This window comes from Chelativorans xinjiangensis (genome assembly GCF_009812055.1).
In the GTDB taxonomy this organism is placed as follows: domain Bacteria; phylum Pseudomonadota; class Alphaproteobacteria; order Rhizobiales; family Rhizobiaceae; genus Chelativorans; species Chelativorans xinjiangense.
In genome coordinates, this window is sequence record NZ_WQNH01000041.1 from 1 (window position 1) to 16,457 (window position 16,457).

Consider the following 16,457-nt stretch of genomic DNA (forward strand, 5'->3'; position numbering starts at 1 on the left):
TCGGAAAGCCTCTCAAGAATCCATCCAAACCTTCTTGGCAATAAAGAAAATACTGATATGCGATTCCCCTGCCCACGAGGGGGGAGATTGGCCGGCCGCTTGCTCCGGCGCTTCTTCTGCAACGTTGGCAATTGGCGAAAGCAGTCGTGACGGCCAATCTCCCCCCGTGTGGGGGAGATGTCCGGCAGGACAGAGGGGGCGCGAAGAGGCGCTGCCTCTCCGAAACCGTTAGTCCCCGGCCAACTCCGGCCTCACGCCCCCACCGCCTGCAGGCTCTGCCGCGCCACCTGGCGCAGTTCGTCGATGGGCCTCAGCGCCCCTGCCTCCTCGAAATGCCAGAAGGTCCAGCCGTTGCAGGCGTCCAGCCCCTGCACGCGGGCGCCGAGGCGGTGGATGGAGCCGGCCTCGTGGCCGATGGCCAGGGTGCCGTCGGCGCGCACATTCGCCGCCCAGCGCTTCTTGTGGTCGAAGAGCTGGGTGCCGGGCTTCACCAGCCCCGTTTCGATCAGGCTGACGAAGGCGACGCGCGGCTCGGCGCGCTTGCCCGTCATGAGGGTGAGGTTTTCGTCGTCCAGCGGCTCGATCGCGGCGATGCGCTGCCGGGCCGCCTCGATGTAGTCCGGGTCGCGCTCGATGCCGATGAAGCGGCGGCCGAGGCGCTTGGCCACAGCGCCCGTGGTGCCGGAGCCGAAGAAGGGGTCGAGCACCACGTCGCCGGGCTTCGAGGAGGCAAGCAGAACGCGGGCGAGCAGCGCTTCCGGCTTCTGGGTCGGGTGCATCTTGGCGCCCTCGGCGTTCTTCAGCCGCTCCTTGCCCGTGCAGATGGGGAACAGCCAGTCCGAGCGCATCTGCACGTCGTCGTTGGCCGCTTTCATGGATTCGTAGTTGAAGGTGTAGCTCTTGGCGTCGCGGTCGCGCGAGGCCCAGATCATGGTCTCGTGCGCGTTCTGGAAGCGGCGGCCGCGGAAATTCGGCATCGGGTTCGTCTTGCGCCAGACGATGTCGTTGAGGAACCAGAACCCCAGGTCCTGCATGATGGCGCCGACGCGGAAGATGTTGTGGTAGGAGCCGATCACCCAGATGGTGCCGTTCGGCTTCAGCACACGCCGCGCCGCCAGAAGCCAGGCGCGGGTGAAGGCGTCGTAGGCGGCAAAACTGTCGAAATGGTCCCAGGCGTCGTCGACCGCGTCGACCAGCGACTGGTCGGGCCGGTGCAGCGCCCCTTCGAGCTGCAGGTTATAGGGCGGGTCGGCGAAGACCACGTCGGCCGACTTCTCAGGCAGCCTCTCAAGCGCGGCGACGCAATCGCCTTTCAGGATCGTATCCAGCCATTCGGCCTTCACGGGAGCCGAGGAAAGTTCCTCGAGACGACGCACCGCGGACATACGCAACACCTCAACGCTGACTGTTAACCTGCCGTTATGGTTACCGAAGAGAGTAAAAATTTTCGTAAAGGCTGTGACCGCACTTTGGATGCGCGGCATCCCCACCGGCGTCATCCCGGAAGCCGGAGCGAAGCGGAGGCTGTCCGGGACCCACTCCGTGACTCATCCACCTTCCGGCCCGCTTCGCCGGAGCTTCAGCGCGGCGAGAATGGATCCCGGACAAGCCTTCGGCTTTCCGGGATGACGATCACATCCTCACCGGAGGCTTTCAACTTTCACCCCCGGCGGTTGCAGGCATCGCACGGAAGGTCTATCTGCCTGCCGTCTCGCCCAAAAACTTCCAGCCACAACGGATACACGCCATGCCCGCCCCGGACCTCATCATCTTCGATTGCGACGGAGTGCTGGTCGATTCGGAGATCGTCGCCGCGCGCGTCGAGGCGGAGATGCTGCGCGAGGCGGGGTACGAGATCTCCGCCGAGGAAATCGCCCAGCGCTATTCCGGCCTCACCTTCCGCGACATCCTGATGTCGATCGAAAAGGAGGCGGAGATGCTGTTCCAGGCTTCGCTCATCGACCATGCGGAAGCGCGGACGGACGAGCGCCTGCGCAGGGAGGTGAAGGCGATCAACGGCGTCGCCCAGGCGGTGGCCGCGATCACCGTGAAGAAGTGCATCTGCTCCAACTCCACCGGCGAGCGCATCGCCGCGATGCTCAAGAAGACCGGGCTCAGCCCCCTCTTCCACGGCGTCATCTTCTCCTCGCTGGAGACGCCGAGCAAGCGGCCGAAGCCGGCGCCGGACGTCTTCCTCTTTGCTGCCGAGAAGATGGAGGCCGATCCCTCCCGCACCTTCGTCATCGAGGATTCCGTACACGGCATCGCCGGCGCGCGGGCGGCCGGCATGCGCGTCATCGGCTTCACCGGCGCCTCGCACAGCCATCCCAACCATGCCGACATGCTGATGGAAGCGGGTGCCGAGACCACCATCAACCGCATGGCCGACCTGAACGGCGTGATCGCCGCGCTATCGGAGTGGTCGGCGGACGTTTGAGGTTGCGCGGGATTAGAGAGGCCGGCGCCCCCTCGCGCCCCCCTCTGTCCTGAGCTTGTCGAAGGGGCCGGACATCTCCCCCACGAGGGGGGAGATTGCGCCGGCCGCCTGCTCCGGCGCTTTCTCTGAGACATTGCCGATTGGCGAAACCCGTCATGACGGCCAATCTCCCCCCTTGCGGGGGAGATGTCCGGCAGGACAGAGGGGGGCGCGAAGGGGCGCCTCCAGTCCCGCCTAACTGCTATTCATACGGCCCCTCGTCATACCCCACGATGAGCTGCACCCCGCGGTCCACCTGGCCGGGAATGACGACATTGGGATCGGTGAAAAGGAACTGCGTGGCGCCCGATGTATCCGCGATCGAGACGGAGTGCCTGAAAAGCTGAGAATAGAGCACCTCATCCCCGCGCACGGCGGCGACGCGGATGGGCATGGTGATGGTGCCGGTCCGCCCCTTCGGCCCAGGCACCACCTTGCCGGCAACGGCCACCGTCATGGTCACCGAGCCCTCGCCGCGCTTGCAGGCGCGGGTGACGTCGGCGATCGAGGCCTGGTAGATGATGCTGTCGGGGTTGCCTTCGCCCCCCCGCTCGTAGGTCCTGAAAGAAGCCGTGCCCTCGCGCAGGGTGACCGGCGGACAATACGCCCTCAACTCGCTTTCGCGGATCGGCTCGTTCTGCGCGCTGCCCCCTGCGTCGGGGCCGCCGGCATTCGGCGTCGCCCCTTGCTGGCAGCCTGCCAGAAAAACCGAACCGAGGAGGATGAAAGCCGCAGCGCTATGTCTTATGAACAATGGTCGTCCCATGAACTCACACTTTCCTATGACAAGGTCGCTGTTCTATACCAACCGCGCGAGAGAATTTCGACCAGCAGTTTGGCGCATTTCTCCCCAACCTTTGTGGCGGCTTGTAGACCCGGAGCAATACAGATGGATTACGTGAGTACGCGCGGCGAAGCGCCGGTGCTGGGCTTCTCGGACGCGCTGCTTCAGGGCCTCGCCCGCGACGGCGGCCTCTACCTGCCGCGCGAGTGGCCGCGTCTTTCTTACGAAGATATCCGCGCGCTGCGCGGCCTGCCCTACGCCGAAACCGCCTTCATCCTGATAAAGCCCTTCGTCAACGGCGAAATCGCCGACGCGGCGCTGAAGCGCATCATTGAGGAGAGCTACGCCACCTTCCGCCACAAGGCGGTCTGCCCGCTGGTGCAGACGGGGCCGGCGGAATTCGTGCTGGAACTCTTCCACGGCCCGACCCTCGCCTTCAAGGACGTGGCGATGCAGCTTCTGGCGCGGCTGATGGACCATGTGCTGGCGGAACGCGGCGAGCGCGTCACCATCGCCGGCGCCACCTCGGGCGACACCGGCGGGGCGGCAATCGAAGCCTTCGCCGGGGCGCAGCGCGCCGACGTCTTCATCCTGTTCCCGCACGGCCGGGTCTCGCCCGTGCAGCAGCGGCAGATGACCACCTCGGGGGCGGCCAATGTCGAGGCGATCGCCATCAAGGGCAATTTCGACGACTGCCAGGCCCTCGTCAAAGCCATGTTCAACGACCACGCCTTCCGCGACCGTGTGTCGCTGTCGGGCGTCAATTCCATCAACTGGGCCCGCATCATGGCCCAGATCGTCTACTACTTCACCGCCGCCGTATCGCTGGGCGCGCCGGAGCGGCCGGTCTCCTTCACGGTGCCGACGGGGAATTTCGGAGATATCCTGGCGGGTTACGCGGCCAAGCTCATGGGCCTTCCTATCGGCCGGCTCGTCATCGCCACCAACGAGAACGACATACTGGCGCGCGCATTGGCGGGCGGCGATTACGCCACGCGCTCCGTCGTCCCGACGACATCGCCGTCGATGGACATCCAGATATCGTCCAATTTCGAGCGGCTTCTGTTCGAGGCCTCGGGCAGGAACGCGGCAGAGGTGCGGGGCTACATGGAAAGCCTCCGGCAGTCCGGCAGCTTTCTGATCAACGCCGGCACATTGTCGCGCATCCGCGCCGAATTCGCCGCCGGCCGCGCAAGCGTGGACGAGACGGCGCAGACCCTCCGCGCCACGCTTGCCCAGAGCGGCTATCTCGCCGATCCGCATACGGCTACGGCGCTCAAGGTGGCGCGGACCCATGCCCTCACCGGCGAGACGATGGTGGTCCTTTCCACCGCCCATCCGGCCAAGTTCCCCGCGGCCGTCAACGAGGCGTGCGGCGTCACTCCCTCTTTGCCCGCATGGCTGAAAGGGCTTATGGAGAAAGAAGAGATCTACACGGTCCTTCCATCGGACCTGAAAATGGTGGAAGATCATATAAGCCGCCGAACAAGGGCGGAAGGTTAGGGAGTGAGTACCATATGAATGTAGAGGTAAGCCGTCTGTCGAACGGCTTGACGGTGGCGACCGAGACCCTTCCGCATCTTGAATCGGTTGCGCTGGGCATATGGGTCAAATCCGGCTCGCGTAACGAAAACGAACACGAACACGGCATCGCCCACCTGCTTGAGCACATGGCCTTCAAGGGCACCGGCAAGCGCAGCGCCCTCAAGATCGCCACGGATATCGAGGATGTCGGCGGCGAGATCAACGCCGCCACCAGCGTCGAGACCACCGCCTTCTACGCCCGCGTGCTCAACGACGACCTGCCGCTGGCCATCGACATCCTGGCCGACATCCTGACGGACTCCAAGTTCGACCCGGAGGAGCTGGAGCGCGAACAGCACGTGATCCTGCAGGAGATCGGCGCCGCCCACGACACGCCGGACGACGCCGTCTTCGACCGCTTCACCGAAACCGCCTTCCGCCACCAGGCGGTCGGCCGCTCCATCCTCGGCACGCCGGAGACGGTGGAGTCCTTCACCTCACCCCAACTGCACGGCTTTCTGGAGCGCCAGTACGGTGCGGAACGCATGGTGGTGGTGGCCGCCGGCGGCGTGAAGCACGACGACTTCGTGCGCCAGGTGGAGGAGCGGCTGGGCGCCTATCGCGAGAAGTCCGAGGCCGTGGCGCCGCAATACGCCCACTATGTCGGCGGCGACTACCGCGAGCATCGCGAATTGATGGACGCGCAGATCATCCTCGGCTTCGAGGGCCGCGCCTATCACGTGCGCGACTTTTACGCCTCGCAGGTGCTTTCCATGATCCTCGGCGGCGGCATGTCCTCGCGCCTCTTCCAGGAGGTGCGGGAGCGGCGCGGGCTGTGCTACTCCGTCTACGCCTTCCACTGGGGCTTCTCCGACACCGGCGTCTTCGGCGTGCACGCGGCGACCGGGCGCAGCGACATCGAGGAACTCATCCCGGTGATCTTGAGCGAACTGCAGAAGGCGGGCGAGCGCATCGACCAGGCCGAGCTCGACCGGGCGCGGGCGCAGTACCGCGCCGGCCTGATGATGTCGCGCGAAAGTCCGGCAAGCCGCGCCTCGCAGATCGCGCGGCAGCTTCTGCTCTACGGCCGGCCGATCAGCATGGAGGAGCTGATGGACCGTCTCGCCGGCCTCACCGTCGAGCGCCTGGCCGACCTTTCGGGGCGCCTCTTCTCTTCCAAGCCGACGGTCACCGCCATCGGCCCGGTCGGCGCCCTGGCACCGTTCGAGTCCATCCAGGATACGCTCACCGCGCCGCGTCCGATGCTGCGGAAGCTGGCCGTCTAAGCGCCCGACGGACATGTTCCAGTCGCCCTTCTTCCGCCGCGACCTTCCGGCGCTCGAGGGCGAGAACGTGCGTCTGCGCGTACCCGTCTCGCAGGATTACGCCGAGTGGACGGCGCTGCGCGAGGAAAGCCGCGCCTTTCTGGAGCCCTGGGAGCCGCAATGGGCGTCGGACGAACTGTCGCGCCGCGCCTTCCGCCAGCGGCTGAGGCGCTATCACGACGAATACGACCAGGGCACGGGCATCTCCTTCTTCCTCTTCGAGCGCGCCGGCGGCCGCCTGGCGGGCGGCATCTCGCTTACCAACATCCGCCGCGGCGTCGCCCAGTCGGCGCATGTGGGCTACTGGATGGGCGAGCGCTTCGCCGGCCACGGCATGATGCTGGAGGCGCTTAATCTGGTAATTCCCTTCGCATTCGAGACACTGAGCTTGCACCGCCTGGAGGCCGCCTGTATTCCCAAAAACACGCGTTCCATGCGGTTACTTGAAAAAGCCGGATTTCAGCGCGAAGGGCTTCTCAGGTCCTACCTGCGGATCAACGGTATATGGCAGGACCATTTTCTCTACGCCCTCATCGCGGGCGAGCATCGGGGCAAATCGAGGCGAGGCTGATACTTGTTGCGTTCCTTACCAGCCGCAAAGCATGCTGTTGCCCTTCTTACGGCACTGTTCCTTGCCTTGGCCGCCCTTCCGGCTTCGGCGGTCGAGCCGATCAAGATCTCGCGCGACGACGTGGCGCTCGACCTGTCGCGCGCCGTCGAGATCTACCGCGACCAGGGCGAGAACTTCCAGATCTCAACCGCGCCGGGCGCCGACGGCATCGTGCGGCGCATCGAGGTGGAGGCGCAGGACGAGCGCTCGACCGGCGACTGGGCCGTCTTCGCGCTCGCCAACACCACGGACGAGCAGCTCGACCGGCTGATCGTGGCGCCGCATTTCCGCCTCGTCGATTCGGGCCTCATCTGGCCCGACCTCGGTTCGCAGCGCATCTCCGCCATCACGCCCAGCGAGGGCTTCGCGCTCGACCGGCAGGACAGCAGCGATGCGGACGAGTTCCTGGTGACGCTCAACCCCGGCACCGTCGTCACCTTCGTCGCGGAGCTCTCCTCCCGCAACCTGCCGCAGGTCTATCTGTGGGACCCCGCCGCCTATAAGGAGACGGTCAACTCCTACACCCTCTTCCGCGGCATCGTCATCGGCATCGCCGGCCTTTTGGCGCTGTTCCTGACCATCCTGTTCGTCGTCAAGGGCACGTCCATGTTTCCGGCCACGGCGGCGCTGGCGTGGGCGATCCTGGCCTATATCTCGATCGATTTCGGCTTTCTGACACGCCTCATCGATATCTCGCCCGGCAGCGAGCAGCTGTGGCGCGCCGGTAGCGAGATCGCGCTCGCCGCCACCCTCGTCGTCTTCCTGTTCGCCTATCTCAACTTGAACCGCTGGCACGAGCGTTTCAGCTACGGCATGCTGGCCTGGATCCTCGGCCTCGTCATTATCGCCGGCGTCGCCTGGATCGACCCGGCCATGGCCGCCGGCATCGCCCGCATTTCCTTCGCCGCCACCGCCGTCGTGGGGCTCGGCCTCATCGTCTATCTCGGGCTCCAGGGCTACGATCGCGCCATCATGCTGGTGCCGAGCTGGCTGATGGTGCTGGTGTGGCTCGTCGGCGCGTGGATGGCGGTGACGGGCCGGCTCGACAACGACATCGCGCAGCCGGCGATCGGCGGCGGGCTCATCCTGATCGTGCTCCTGATCGGCTTCACCGTGATGCAGCATGCCTTTGCCGGCGGCGCCCTGTTCCAGGGCCTGTTCTCCGACATGGAGCGCCAGGCGCTCGCCGTCACCGGCTCCGGCGACGTCGTCTGGGACTGGGACGTCTTGCGCGACCGCGTGGTGACGAAGCCCGACATCAGCCGCCAGCTCGGCCTGCCGGAGGCGAGCCTCAACGGCCCGGCGCGCAGCTGGCTGCCGCTTCTCCACGCCGACGACCGCGACACCTTCCGCACGACGATGGACGTAGTCTTGGAAAACCGGCGCGGCCGCATCGCCCAGAGCTTCCGCCTGCGCGGCGCCGACGGGCATTATCACTGGTTCACCCTGCGCGCGCGCCCCGTCATCGGCTCCGACCGCGAGGTCATCCGCTGCGTCGGCACCATGGTCGACGTGACGGAGCAGAAGAAGGCGGAAGAGCGGCTCCTGCACGACGCCGTGCACGACAACCTGACGGGGCTGCCCAACCGCGAGCTGTTCATCAACCGGCTGGACGCGACCATCGCCATGGCCGGCAGCGAGCACAACATCCGCCCGACCGTCTTCGTCATCGACATCGACCGCTTCAAGCAGGTCAACGACGAGCTCGGCATCTCCGCCGGCGACACGATCCTTCTTACCATCGCACGGCGGCTGCACCGGCTCCTGAAGCCCGGCGACGCGCTCTCCAGGGTGGCCGGAGACCAGTTCGCCATGATGCTCCTGTCCGAGCAGGAGCCGGCGCGCATCGCCTCGGTCGCCGACGCGGTGCGCCAGGCGATCCGCGCTCCCGTCACCTTCGCCCGGCGCGAGATCGTCTTGACGCCCTCCATCGGCCTCGTCTCATGGACCTCGGCGCAGAACGCGGCCGAAGAGATGCTGAAGGACGCCGAACTTGCCATGTACCAGGCCAAGCGCTTCGGCGGCGACCGCATCGAACCCTTCCGCCCCGCCTTCCGCTCCATCGGCACGGATCGGCTGCAGATGGAATCGGACCTGCGCCGCGCCGTCGAGCGCAAGGAATTGAGCCTCGTCTACCAGCCCATCGTGCGGCTGGAGGACAGCAGCATCGCCGGCTTCGAAGCCCTCTTGCGCTGGGAGCACCCGCGCCGCGGCGCCATCCCGCCGGCCGATTTCATCCCCATCGCCGAAAGCTCCGAGCTCATCGTGCCGCTCGGCCTGTTCGCCATGAGCCAGGCGGCCGAAGACCTCTACGCCTGGCAGAAGCAGCTCGGCGACCTGCCGCTGTTCATGTCCGTCAACCTGTCGAGCCGCCAGCTCATCCGCCGCGATCTCGTCGGCGACGTGCGCTCCGTCATCGCCCGTTCCAACATCAAGCCGCGCTGCTTCCGCCTGGAGCTGACGGAATCGCTCGTCATGGACAATCCCGAGCAGTCCGCCCACGTGCTCGGCAAACTGAAGAAACTCGGCATCGGCCTGTCGCTCGACGACTTCGGCACCGGTTACTCTTCCCTCGCCTATCTCACGCGCTTCCCCTTCGACACGATCAAGATCGACAAGAGCTTCGTCGACGACCCGAGCTCGAAGGGCGACGTGCTTTTGAAGTCCATGATCACCATGGCACACGAACTCGGCCTCTCGGTCGTCGCCGAGGGCGTCTCGGAAAAGCGCGACCTGAAAGCGCTGCGCCAGGTCGGCTGCGAATACGCCCAAAGCTTCCACTTCGGGCCGCCGGCCGATGCCGAGACGAGCCTCAGGCTGCTGATGGAGCAGTATCCGGGGCCGGTGGCGAGCTAGAGCATGATCCCGAAAAGTGGATACCGGTTTTCGGAAAAGATCATGCTCAAACAAAGAGATAGATCATGATGCCGATTCAACGAAAAGGCATCGTGATCTAAGGAGCGAGGAGCGGTCCGCGCAGCGGACAAAAAGCCAACGATTTGGCTTTTTGAGCGACGAACGCCCGGAGCCATAGCACGGTCATGGATCGGACCGCGCCAACAATTCGTGGCGGCCTCTGCCGAAAAGAAATTACCGGCCTCGCGTTAAAAGAGAGCTTTCCCGTCGCATAGACGCATAATCAGGGGCGGATGTTGCCGCCACGCCTTCCATATACGAGAGCAGGACATAAGCGAAGGTCAGCACCCCGGCCATTTCGAGCCCCTCCTCGATGTTCGTCAGCATTCGATAGCGAAATGACTCTGTGCCTTCGGCCTCCGCGATACTGCCGCCGACCATTTCGAAGCCGACAGCGCCGCCGAGGAAAAGCACGGCGGAAAGCACCATGAGGATGGCAAGCCGCGGCGCAAACGACCGGATCAACGGAATGAAGGCAGTAAGTCCCAACAGGCTGATGACGCCAGCCGGCGCCGCCCAAGCGAAATACAGGAGGCCGGTATTGTGGAACTTCGACGTCAAAACAGCGGAAATCTTCTCGTGAACGGTTGCGAATTCATCGAACGATAGCAGCAGAAAAAGAGCGGCGAGGAAGTACCAGTGCCACTTGAATCGGCTGCCGCGCATCGCTGCATCGCCTCCAGCCGCAAAAAGTATCCATGCCACAGAAAATGTGGCCACCACTGAAAGCCACGTGAAGGCGCTCTGCTCCGAGTCTACGTCAAGCAACCATACCTTGTTGGAAAGATCCAATCTCGTTCCAGAATACAGGATTAGATCTTGTGAAACACTTGCACAGAAAAGGAGCATAGAAAAAAGGCAAGAAAGCGCGAATATCTGCTTCCATCTCACCAAAAATCGCCACCGCGAGTGAAAGGCGGCTATGCGGGTTTCTCGGAGATGGACGTTCACAGGTGTCTGCGAATGGAAGGTCGCTATACGGGATCCCCGGAGATGGACGTTCACAGGTGCCAACGGGCCGTCTCACAATCTTGTGTTTGTGAACTGTCATATGAACTGTCATAAATGTGTCATAAGATCGTCATCTTCCCGAATGGCTCCTGTCACAAAAAATTTCAATACCGCGCCCACCGTGTTTGCGGCCCGATGATCCTCCTCGTGCTCATTTTGGTCCACGGAGTAGAGATTTCGCCGCCTCGCGCGTCATCCCGGAAGGCCGACTTGTCAGCCGAAGCCCGCAGGGCGAAGGCTGAAGGCTTGTCCGGGACCCATTCCGTGACTTGTCCACCTTCCGGCCCAAAGGTGCGGCTACCGGACAAGCCGGCGGTCGGAATCCGCCAACCCACCCCCGCTCCACCTTCGCCCTTCGGGCTTCGGTGGGCGGGTCGCGGCGGCCCTCTCGGGGCGTCATCCCCACCCCACCCCGCGCGCGTCATCCCTACCCGCGCGCGTCATCCCGGAAAGCCGAAAGGCTTGTCCGGGACCCATTCCGGAAGGTGGACTGGTCACGGAATGGGTCCCGGACAGTCTCCGCTTCGCTCCGACTTCCGGGATGACGCGCGCGGGTGGGATGACGCGCGTCGGAAAGGCGGCGGGCGCCCTTCACCTCAGGTCGGCAATGCCTCGCCTGCGCGGGGATAAAATGTGGCGGCAAAAATTCTTTCTTCCCCACCAACCCATTGTTTTCCTTCGCTTCCGAATAATTTCTCCAACTTTTTCGCGGGAAAATACTCCCCCCTGCCCAGCCTGCCCTTAAAATCCTCCCCATCGCTCTCGCGGGAACCCGGTCCGGACCGGGGACACGGGGAGGGCGGCGGAGACCTCCCCCTCCGGGCTCGGTACCCGGAGGCCTGAGGGCCCGCGACAGGCCGGCGGTGCCGGAGGCGCTACAGACAGCGTCGCCGGCATTGCGGAGAAGCCGCCAGGCTTCCCGTCCGGCCCGGCAAAGCCCCCCAATCGGGTGCAGCCGGGAAGGGCGGGGGGCCGGGTGACCGGCCGACCGTCGGGACAGACTCCGGCGGGGCGCGTTGGACGCGCCTAAAAAAATAAATAGAGTGGCTCGGACAACGCGCCCCGCTTCCCACCCATTCAACGGCCAGACGCGAAGGCGGGCGTGGCGGCGATGGCGCGCGTCCTTCGTTCGCAGCCTGAAGGAGAGAAGGATGGACGAGAACGATCAGCTTCCGCACGAAAGGGCGCGACCGTCCAGTCGGCGGGGCCGCGCGGCCTCCCCCTCAGGCGTGTCCCGCCGTCTGGCTCAGATGCGCCAGATCGACGCCGATGGAGGCCAATATGCGGTCGTAGAGCGAATCGATGTCGCCCTCGAACAGGAGGTCCGGCGAGGCCGGGCAGGCGAGCCAGCCGTTTTCGGCGATCTCCATCTCGAGCTGGCCGGCGCCCCAGCCCGAATAGCCGAGCGCCATCAGCGCATGGCGCGGGCCCTTGCCGGCGGAGATGGCGCGCAGGATGTCCATGGTCGCCGTCAGGCACACCTGCTCGGAGACGGGCATCGAGGAATCCACCATATAGTCGCCCGTGTGCAGCACGAAGCCGCGGCTGCGGTCGACGGGACCGCCGCTGCGCACCGGCATCTCGCGGGCGCGGGCGGGAAGGCGGATCGACTGGGCACGGTCGAGGATGCCGAGCTCGACCAGCACGTCCGTGAAGCCGAGCTGCTGGGTGCGGTTGATGATGAGGCCCATGGCCCCGTCCTCGCTGTGCGCGCACAGATAGATGACGGAGCGCGCGAACCTCTCGTCGCGCATGCCCGGCATGGCGATCAGGAAGTGGTTCTGCAGCGTGCCCGCGGGGCCTGCCGTATTGGCGCCTATCTCCCATTCCATGGCATAAGCCTACCGCGTTTTGACCAAGCTTGAAAGACGCCAACCGTGCCTGCCTCACGCGAAAATGATGATCGGCGTTACCGGGAACGCATTGCGCGGAGGCGGCGTCGCCGGCAATGTCCGCCGATGTCTTACGCGCTCGCAATTCCGGTGTTCGCCCTCACCCTTGCCACGTCCGCGGCAGCAAGCTCCAGCCAATGGTTCGAGAGCGACGGCGGCACCGTCCGTGTCGTCACATCGGGCCTGGCGGACGAGCAAGGCCGCCTGCGCGGGGCTCTGGAAATCAAGCTGGAACCCGGCTGGAAGACCTATTGGCGCGATCCCGGCGAAGCGGGCGTGCCGCCGCAGATAGAGCTTTCGGCCTCCTCCGACATCAGGCGCGCGGAAATCCTCTTCCCGCCGCCCAAGCGCATCACCGATCCCTACGCCACATGGGCGGGCTACCCGCAAAGCGTCGCGCTGCCGGTTGTCTTCGGGCCCGCCACGCCGGGGGGTGCCGGCATTATCGAGGGCAGCATGTTCCTCGGCATCTGCGAGACGATCTGCATTCCCTTCCAGGCTTCCTTCTCCTTCGACGCCGGCGCCGACCCGGACAATGCGGCCGACGGCATGGTGGTAACGGCCGCCTTCGCCGCCCTGCCCGACGATGCCGGCCCCGGCTTCGAGCTGACCGGCGTCCTACGGCAGGGAAGCCGCCTGCTGCTTGATGCCGATCTGCCCCCGGAGGCGGGCGAGCCGGTGCTCTTCCTCGCCGCGCCGGAAGGCGTGCGGCTGGCAACACCGGCGCTCGAGGAGCGCGAGAACGGCTCCGCCGCCTTCGTTGCCGAAATCCTCGATGCCCCCGATGAGGCGGCGGAGCTCCACTATACGCTTGTCCTCGGCGGAAAAGCCGTCAGCGGCACGGTCGTAATGCCATAGAACGATACCAATTCCCTACTGGGCCCCACTGGCCGCGCCGCCGCTTTCGCCTTAGATTTCAGGCGCACCGCCATCCTTTTCAACTGCAAATCCAATCCAACATCATCCAGGAGACTATAAATGACGATTTCCATCGGCGACCGGCTACCCGACGTGATGCTCAAGAAAGCCTCCCCGGAGGGCGCGGAGAATGTCGGCACCGCCGATTTCTTCGCCGGCCGCAAGGTGGTTCTCGTCGGCGTACCCGGCGCCTTCACGCCCACCTGCAGCAACGATCACGTGCCGGGCTTCGCGGAAAACTACGATGCCATCCGCGCCCGCGGCGTGGATGCCATCGCCGTTCTCGCGGTCAACGACCACCATGTCATGGGCGCCTGGGCGCGGTTTACCGGCGCCGAGGACAAGCTCGTCTTCCTGGCCGATGGAAACGGCCAGTTCACCAGCGCGCTGGGCCTCGAAACGGATCTGTCGAAAGCCGGTCTCGGCACGCGCAGCCGGCGCTTTTCCATGCTGGTAGAGGATGGCATCGTCAACGAGATCAACATAGAGGAAGCGCCCGGCCAGGCGGTCACCAGCGGCGCGGCGCGCATTCTCGAGCAGCTTTAGGCGTTAAGAGGGCGTGGCCCGCGCACCCGGCCTGGCGCGGCGTTTTTTCTTGAACGGCGCCATGCCGGCGCGGGCGAGCGCATCGGCGCGTTCGTTCTCGGGATGCCCGGCATGGCCCTTGACCCAGTGCCAGCGCACCTTGTGGCGGTGGGTCGCCTCGTCGAGCGCCTGCCACAGCTCGGCGTTCTTCACCGGCTTCTTGGCCGCCGTCTTCCAGCCGTTCCGCTTCCAGCCCTTTATCCAGCCGGAGATGCCGTCGCGCACATAGTTGCTGTCGGTGTAGAGGTCCACCTCGCAGGGTTCCGTGAGGGCATTCAGCGCCTCCGTCGCGGCCTTGAGCTCCATGCGGTTGTTGGTGGTCTCCGCCTCGCCCCCCGAAAGCTCTTTCTCGACGCCGTTGTAGCGCAGCACCGCCCCCCAGCCGCCGGGGCCCGGATTGCCCGAGCAGGCGCCGTCGGTGAAAATCTCGATCTTCTTCACGCGATGTCGATCCCATATTCGGTAGGCGCGGCGATCTGCCGGTGGAAGCGCAGGCGGCGGACATATTCCATGGGATCGCGCTTGCTGACCATGGCGCCGTCGGGGATGGTCAGCCAGTCGTGCAGGCGCGTCAGCATGAAACGCAAGGCAGAACCCCGCGCCAGAAGCGGCAGCGCCTCCACCTCGGAAGGCTCCAGCGGCCGCACGCTCTGATAGCCGGCGAGAAGTGCCGCGCCCTTGGTGAGGTTATAGGAGATGTCCTTTTCGAAACACCAGGCATTGAGACAGGTGGCAATGTCGTAGGCCAGGAGGTCGTTGCAGGCGAAGTAGAAGTCGATGAGGCCGGAAACCTTGCCGCCAAGGAAGAACACGTTGTCGGGAAAGAGGTCGGCATGGATGATGCCCGCAGGCAGGTCTGTCGGCCAGCGGCGGGCGATCTCGGAAAACTCCGTCTCCACTTCGCGCACAAGCCCCGGCTCCACCTCGTCGGCGCGCCCCTTCGCGCCCTCCCATAGGTGCATCCAGCCCTCGGGCGAAAGCGCGTTCTTGCGTTTCAGCGGGAAATCGGCCGCCGCCTGGTGCAGGCCGGCCAGCGCCTTGCCCACCTCGCGGCAATGCTGCGCCGTGGGCCGGCGCATCCACATGCCTTCCAGGAAAGTGATGAGAGCGGCGGGGCGGCCGGCAAGTTCGCCGATCGTCTGCCCGTCGCGCCGATGGACAGGCAAGGGACAGGTGACGCCCTTTCGCGCCAGATGCTCCATCAAGCCCAGGAAGAAGGGCAGGTCCGCTTTGTCCACCCGGCGTTCGTAAAGGGTGAGGATGAAGGATCCCTCGGAGGTATGCAGGAGGTAGTTCGAGTTCTCGGTACCCTCGGCGATGCCCTTGTAGGAAAGCAACTCCCCCACCGGATATTCGCCCAGGAAAGCGCCGAGCTCTTCCTCCGGGACATCGGTGTAGACGGCCATGTCAGCTCACGCCGTTGACGAAGGCCATGTCCGACTTCGTCAGTTCGACATCGCGCAAGGGGCGCATGACGGGGAAGTTCTCGCGCTCCTCCGCCGTGACGGCGAGGTCGACGGTCACCTCGTAGCGCTCGGCGAAGGCGTCGATGATCTCGTCGACGATGATCTCCGGTGCAGAAGCGCCGGCCGACAGGCCGAGCACGGCGATCTCGCCGATCTCGGCCCACGGGATTTCCGAGGCGCGCTGCACCAGAAGGGCGCGGCGGGCCCCTGCCCTTTCGGCGACCTCGACCAGGCGGCGCGAGTTCGACGAATTGGGGGCGCCGACGACGAGGAAGAGGTCGGCGCCGGGGGCGGCTTCCTTCACCGCCTCCTGGCGATTGGTCGTGGCGTAGCAGATGGATTCGGCCGACGGCGCCCGCAGGGTAGGAAGACGCTTCTCCAGCACGCGGATGATGTCGGCCGTGTCCTCCACCGAAAGCGTGGTCTGGGTCACGTAACCGAGTTCCATGCCCTCGGGCGGAGAGAAGCGCTCCGCGTCCTCCACCGTCTCGATGAGCGAGACGGTTCCCTCCGGCAACTGCCCCATGGTGCCGATCACCTCCGGATGCCCGGCATGACCGATGAGGAGCACGTGGCGGCCCAGGCGCTGATGGCGCATGGCCTGCTTGTGCACCTTGGAGACCAGCGGACAGGTGGCGTCGAGATAAAAGAGATTGCGGCTTTCCGCGTCGGCCGGCACGGATTTCGGCACGCCGTGGGCCGAGAAGACCACGGGGCGGTCGCGGTGCGTGTCAGGGATCTCGTTCAGCTCTTCGATGAAGACGGCGCCGCGCTCCTGCAGGCCCTCCACCACGTAGCGGTTGTGCACGATCTCGTGGCGCACATAGACAGGCGCACCGTACTTCTTGAGCGCCAGAACGACGATCTGGATGGCCCGGTCGACGCCGGCGCAAAAGCCGCGCGGCCCGCACAGCCGCACGGTCAGCTTCCGCTTGTGCCCGTTCATCGGC

14 protein-coding genes are annotated in these 16,457 nt (G+C 65.3%); 7 read left to right on the top strand and 7 right to left on the bottom strand.

Annotated features, from left to right (window positions below):
- Positions 1-251: 251 nt before the first annotated feature.
- The gene (locus GM910_RS20330; RefSeq protein ID WP_159590621.1) at positions 252-1,385 is read right to left on the bottom strand and encodes a site-specific DNA-methyltransferase; all 1,134 of its coding nucleotides are present in this window, start codon (positions 1,383-1,385) and stop codon (positions 252-254) included.
- A 362-nt stretch (positions 1,386-1,747) separates the two neighbouring features.
- Between GM910_RS20330 and GM910_RS20335 the strand changes: the two genes are divergently transcribed.
- On the top strand, positions 1,748-2,437 hold the full coding sequence (locus GM910_RS20335; protein ID WP_159590623.1) for an HAD family hydrolase: 690 nt from the start codon (positions 1,748-1,750) through the stop codon (positions 2,435-2,437).
- Positions 2,438-2,678: 241 nt separating this feature from the next.
- Here GM910_RS20335 and GM910_RS20340 read toward each other — a convergent pair whose 3' ends face one another.
- Entirely contained in the window at positions 2,679-3,242 is a 564-nt protein-coding gene (locus GM910_RS20340; protein ID WP_159590625.1) for a hypothetical protein, read from the bottom strand.
- Between the two features lie 123 nt (positions 3,243-3,365).
- Here GM910_RS20340 and thrC point away from each other — a divergent pair, with 123 nt between their 5' ends.
- The 4 genes from thrC to GM910_RS20360 all read left to right on the top strand — a co-directional run bounded on the left by thrC (position 3,366) and on the right by GM910_RS20360 (position 9,575).
- Positions 3,366-4,763 (top strand): threonine synthase, encoded by a 1,398-nt coding sequence (thrC, locus tag GM910_RS20345; RefSeq protein WP_159590627.1) that lies wholly within the window; start codon positions 3,366-3,368, stop codon positions 4,761-4,763.
- A 14-nt stretch (positions 4,764-4,777) separates the two neighbouring features.
- Positions 4,778-6,070, top strand: coding sequence for a M16 family metallopeptidase (locus tag GM910_RS20350; RefSeq protein WP_159590629.1), 1,293 nt, complete (start codon positions 4,778-4,780; stop codon positions 6,068-6,070).
- A 13-nt stretch (positions 6,071-6,083) separates the two neighbouring features.
- Positions 6,084-6,680: a GNAT family N-acetyltransferase gene (locus GM910_RS20355; protein WP_159590631.1), complete on the top strand. Its 597-nt coding sequence runs from the start codon at positions 6,084-6,086 to the stop codon at positions 6,678-6,680.
- A 66-nt stretch (positions 6,681-6,746) separates the two neighbouring features.
- Entirely contained in the window at positions 6,747-9,575 is a 2,829-nt protein-coding gene (locus tag GM910_RS20360; RefSeq protein ID WP_281354913.1) for an EAL domain-containing protein, read from the top strand.
- A 234-nt stretch (positions 9,576-9,809) separates the two neighbouring features.
- On the opposite strand, the gene GM910_RS20365 is transcribed toward GM910_RS20360, so the two are convergent.
- A complete protein-coding gene (locus GM910_RS20365) occupies positions 9,810-10,427 on the bottom strand; it encodes a hypothetical protein (RefSeq protein ID WP_159590635.1) in 618 nt (205 codons plus the stop codon).
- A gap of 1,442 nt (positions 10,428-11,869) precedes the next feature.
- A complete protein-coding gene (locus GM910_RS20370; RefSeq protein ID WP_159590637.1) occupies positions 11,870-12,478 on the bottom strand; it encodes a YqgE/AlgH family protein in 609 nt (202 codons plus the stop codon).
- A 126-nt stretch (positions 12,479-12,604) separates the two neighbouring features.
- Here GM910_RS20370 and GM910_RS20375 point away from each other — a divergent pair, with 126 nt between their 5' ends.
- A complete protein-coding gene (locus tag GM910_RS20375; protein WP_159590639.1) occupies positions 12,605-13,396 on the top strand; it encodes a protein-disulfide reductase DsbD domain-containing protein in 792 nt (263 codons plus the stop codon).
- A gap of 120 nt (positions 13,397-13,516) precedes the next feature.
- Complete coding sequence (locus GM910_RS20380) at positions 13,517-14,002, top strand: peroxiredoxin (protein WP_159590641.1); 486 nt, start codon at positions 13,517-13,519, stop codon at positions 14,000-14,002.
- Between the two features lie 3 nt (positions 14,003-14,005).
- On the opposite strand, the gene rnhA is transcribed toward GM910_RS20380, so the two are convergent.
- The 3 genes from rnhA to ispH are packed head-to-tail and all read right to left on the bottom strand — an operon-like array spanning position 14,006 to position 16,453.
- Positions 14,006-14,482: a ribonuclease HI gene (gene rnhA, locus GM910_RS20385; protein WP_159590643.1), complete on the bottom strand. Its 477-nt coding sequence runs from the start codon at positions 14,480-14,482 to the stop codon at positions 14,006-14,008.
- On the bottom strand, positions 14,479-15,447 hold the full coding sequence (locus GM910_RS20390) for a homoserine kinase (protein ID WP_159590645.1): 969 nt from the start codon (positions 15,445-15,447) through the stop codon (positions 14,479-14,481). The genes rnhA and GM910_RS20390 overlap by 4 nt, the downstream gene beginning before the upstream one ends.
- A 1-nt stretch (position 15,448) precedes the next feature.
- Entirely contained in the window at positions 15,449-16,453 is a 1,005-nt protein-coding gene (gene ispH / locus GM910_RS20395; RefSeq protein ID WP_201285558.1) for a 4-hydroxy-3-methylbut-2-enyl diphosphate reductase, read from the bottom strand.
- Between the last annotated feature and the right edge of the window lie 4 nt (positions 16,454-16,457).

Bases quoted from the DNA above. Each gene is read 5' to 3' on its own strand.
- GM910_RS20330 (WP_159590621.1), bottom strand. From the start codon at position 1,385: ATGTCCGCGGTGCGTCGTCTCGAGGAACTTTCCTCGGCTCCCGTGAAG.
- GM910_RS20335 (WP_159590623.1), top strand. From the start codon at position 1,748: ATGCCCGCCCCGGACCTCATCATCTTCGATTGCGACGGAGTGCTGGTC.
- GM910_RS20340 (WP_159590625.1), bottom strand. From the start codon at position 3,242: ATGGGACGACCATTGTTCATAAGACATAGCGCTGCGGCTTTCATCCTC.
- thrC (WP_159590627.1), top strand. From the start codon at position 3,366: ATGGATTACGTGAGTACGCGCGGCGAAGCGCCGGTGCTGGGCTTCTCG.
- GM910_RS20350 (WP_159590629.1), top strand. From the start codon at position 4,778: ATGAATGTAGAGGTAAGCCGTCTGTCGAACGGCTTGACGGTGGCGACC.
- GM910_RS20355 (WP_159590631.1), top strand. From the start codon at position 6,084: ATGTTCCAGTCGCCCTTCTTCCGCCGCGACCTTCCGGCGCTCGAGGGC.
- GM910_RS20370 (WP_159590637.1), bottom strand. From the start codon at position 12,478: ATGGAATGGGAGATAGGCGCCAATACGGCAGGCCCCGCGGGCACGCTG.
- GM910_RS20375 (WP_159590639.1), top strand. From the start codon at position 12,605: ATGTCTTACGCGCTCGCAATTCCGGTGTTCGCCCTCACCCTTGCCACG.
- GM910_RS20380 (WP_159590641.1), top strand. From the start codon at position 13,517: ATGACGATTTCCATCGGCGACCGGCTACCCGACGTGATGCTCAAGAAA.
- GM910_RS20390 (WP_159590645.1), bottom strand. From the start codon at position 15,447: ATGGCCGTCTACACCGATGTCCCGGAGGAAGAGCTCGGCGCTTTCCTG.
- ispH (WP_201285558.1), bottom strand. From the start codon at position 16,453: ATGAACGGGCACAAGCGGAAGCTGACCGTGCGGCTGTGCGGGCCGCGC.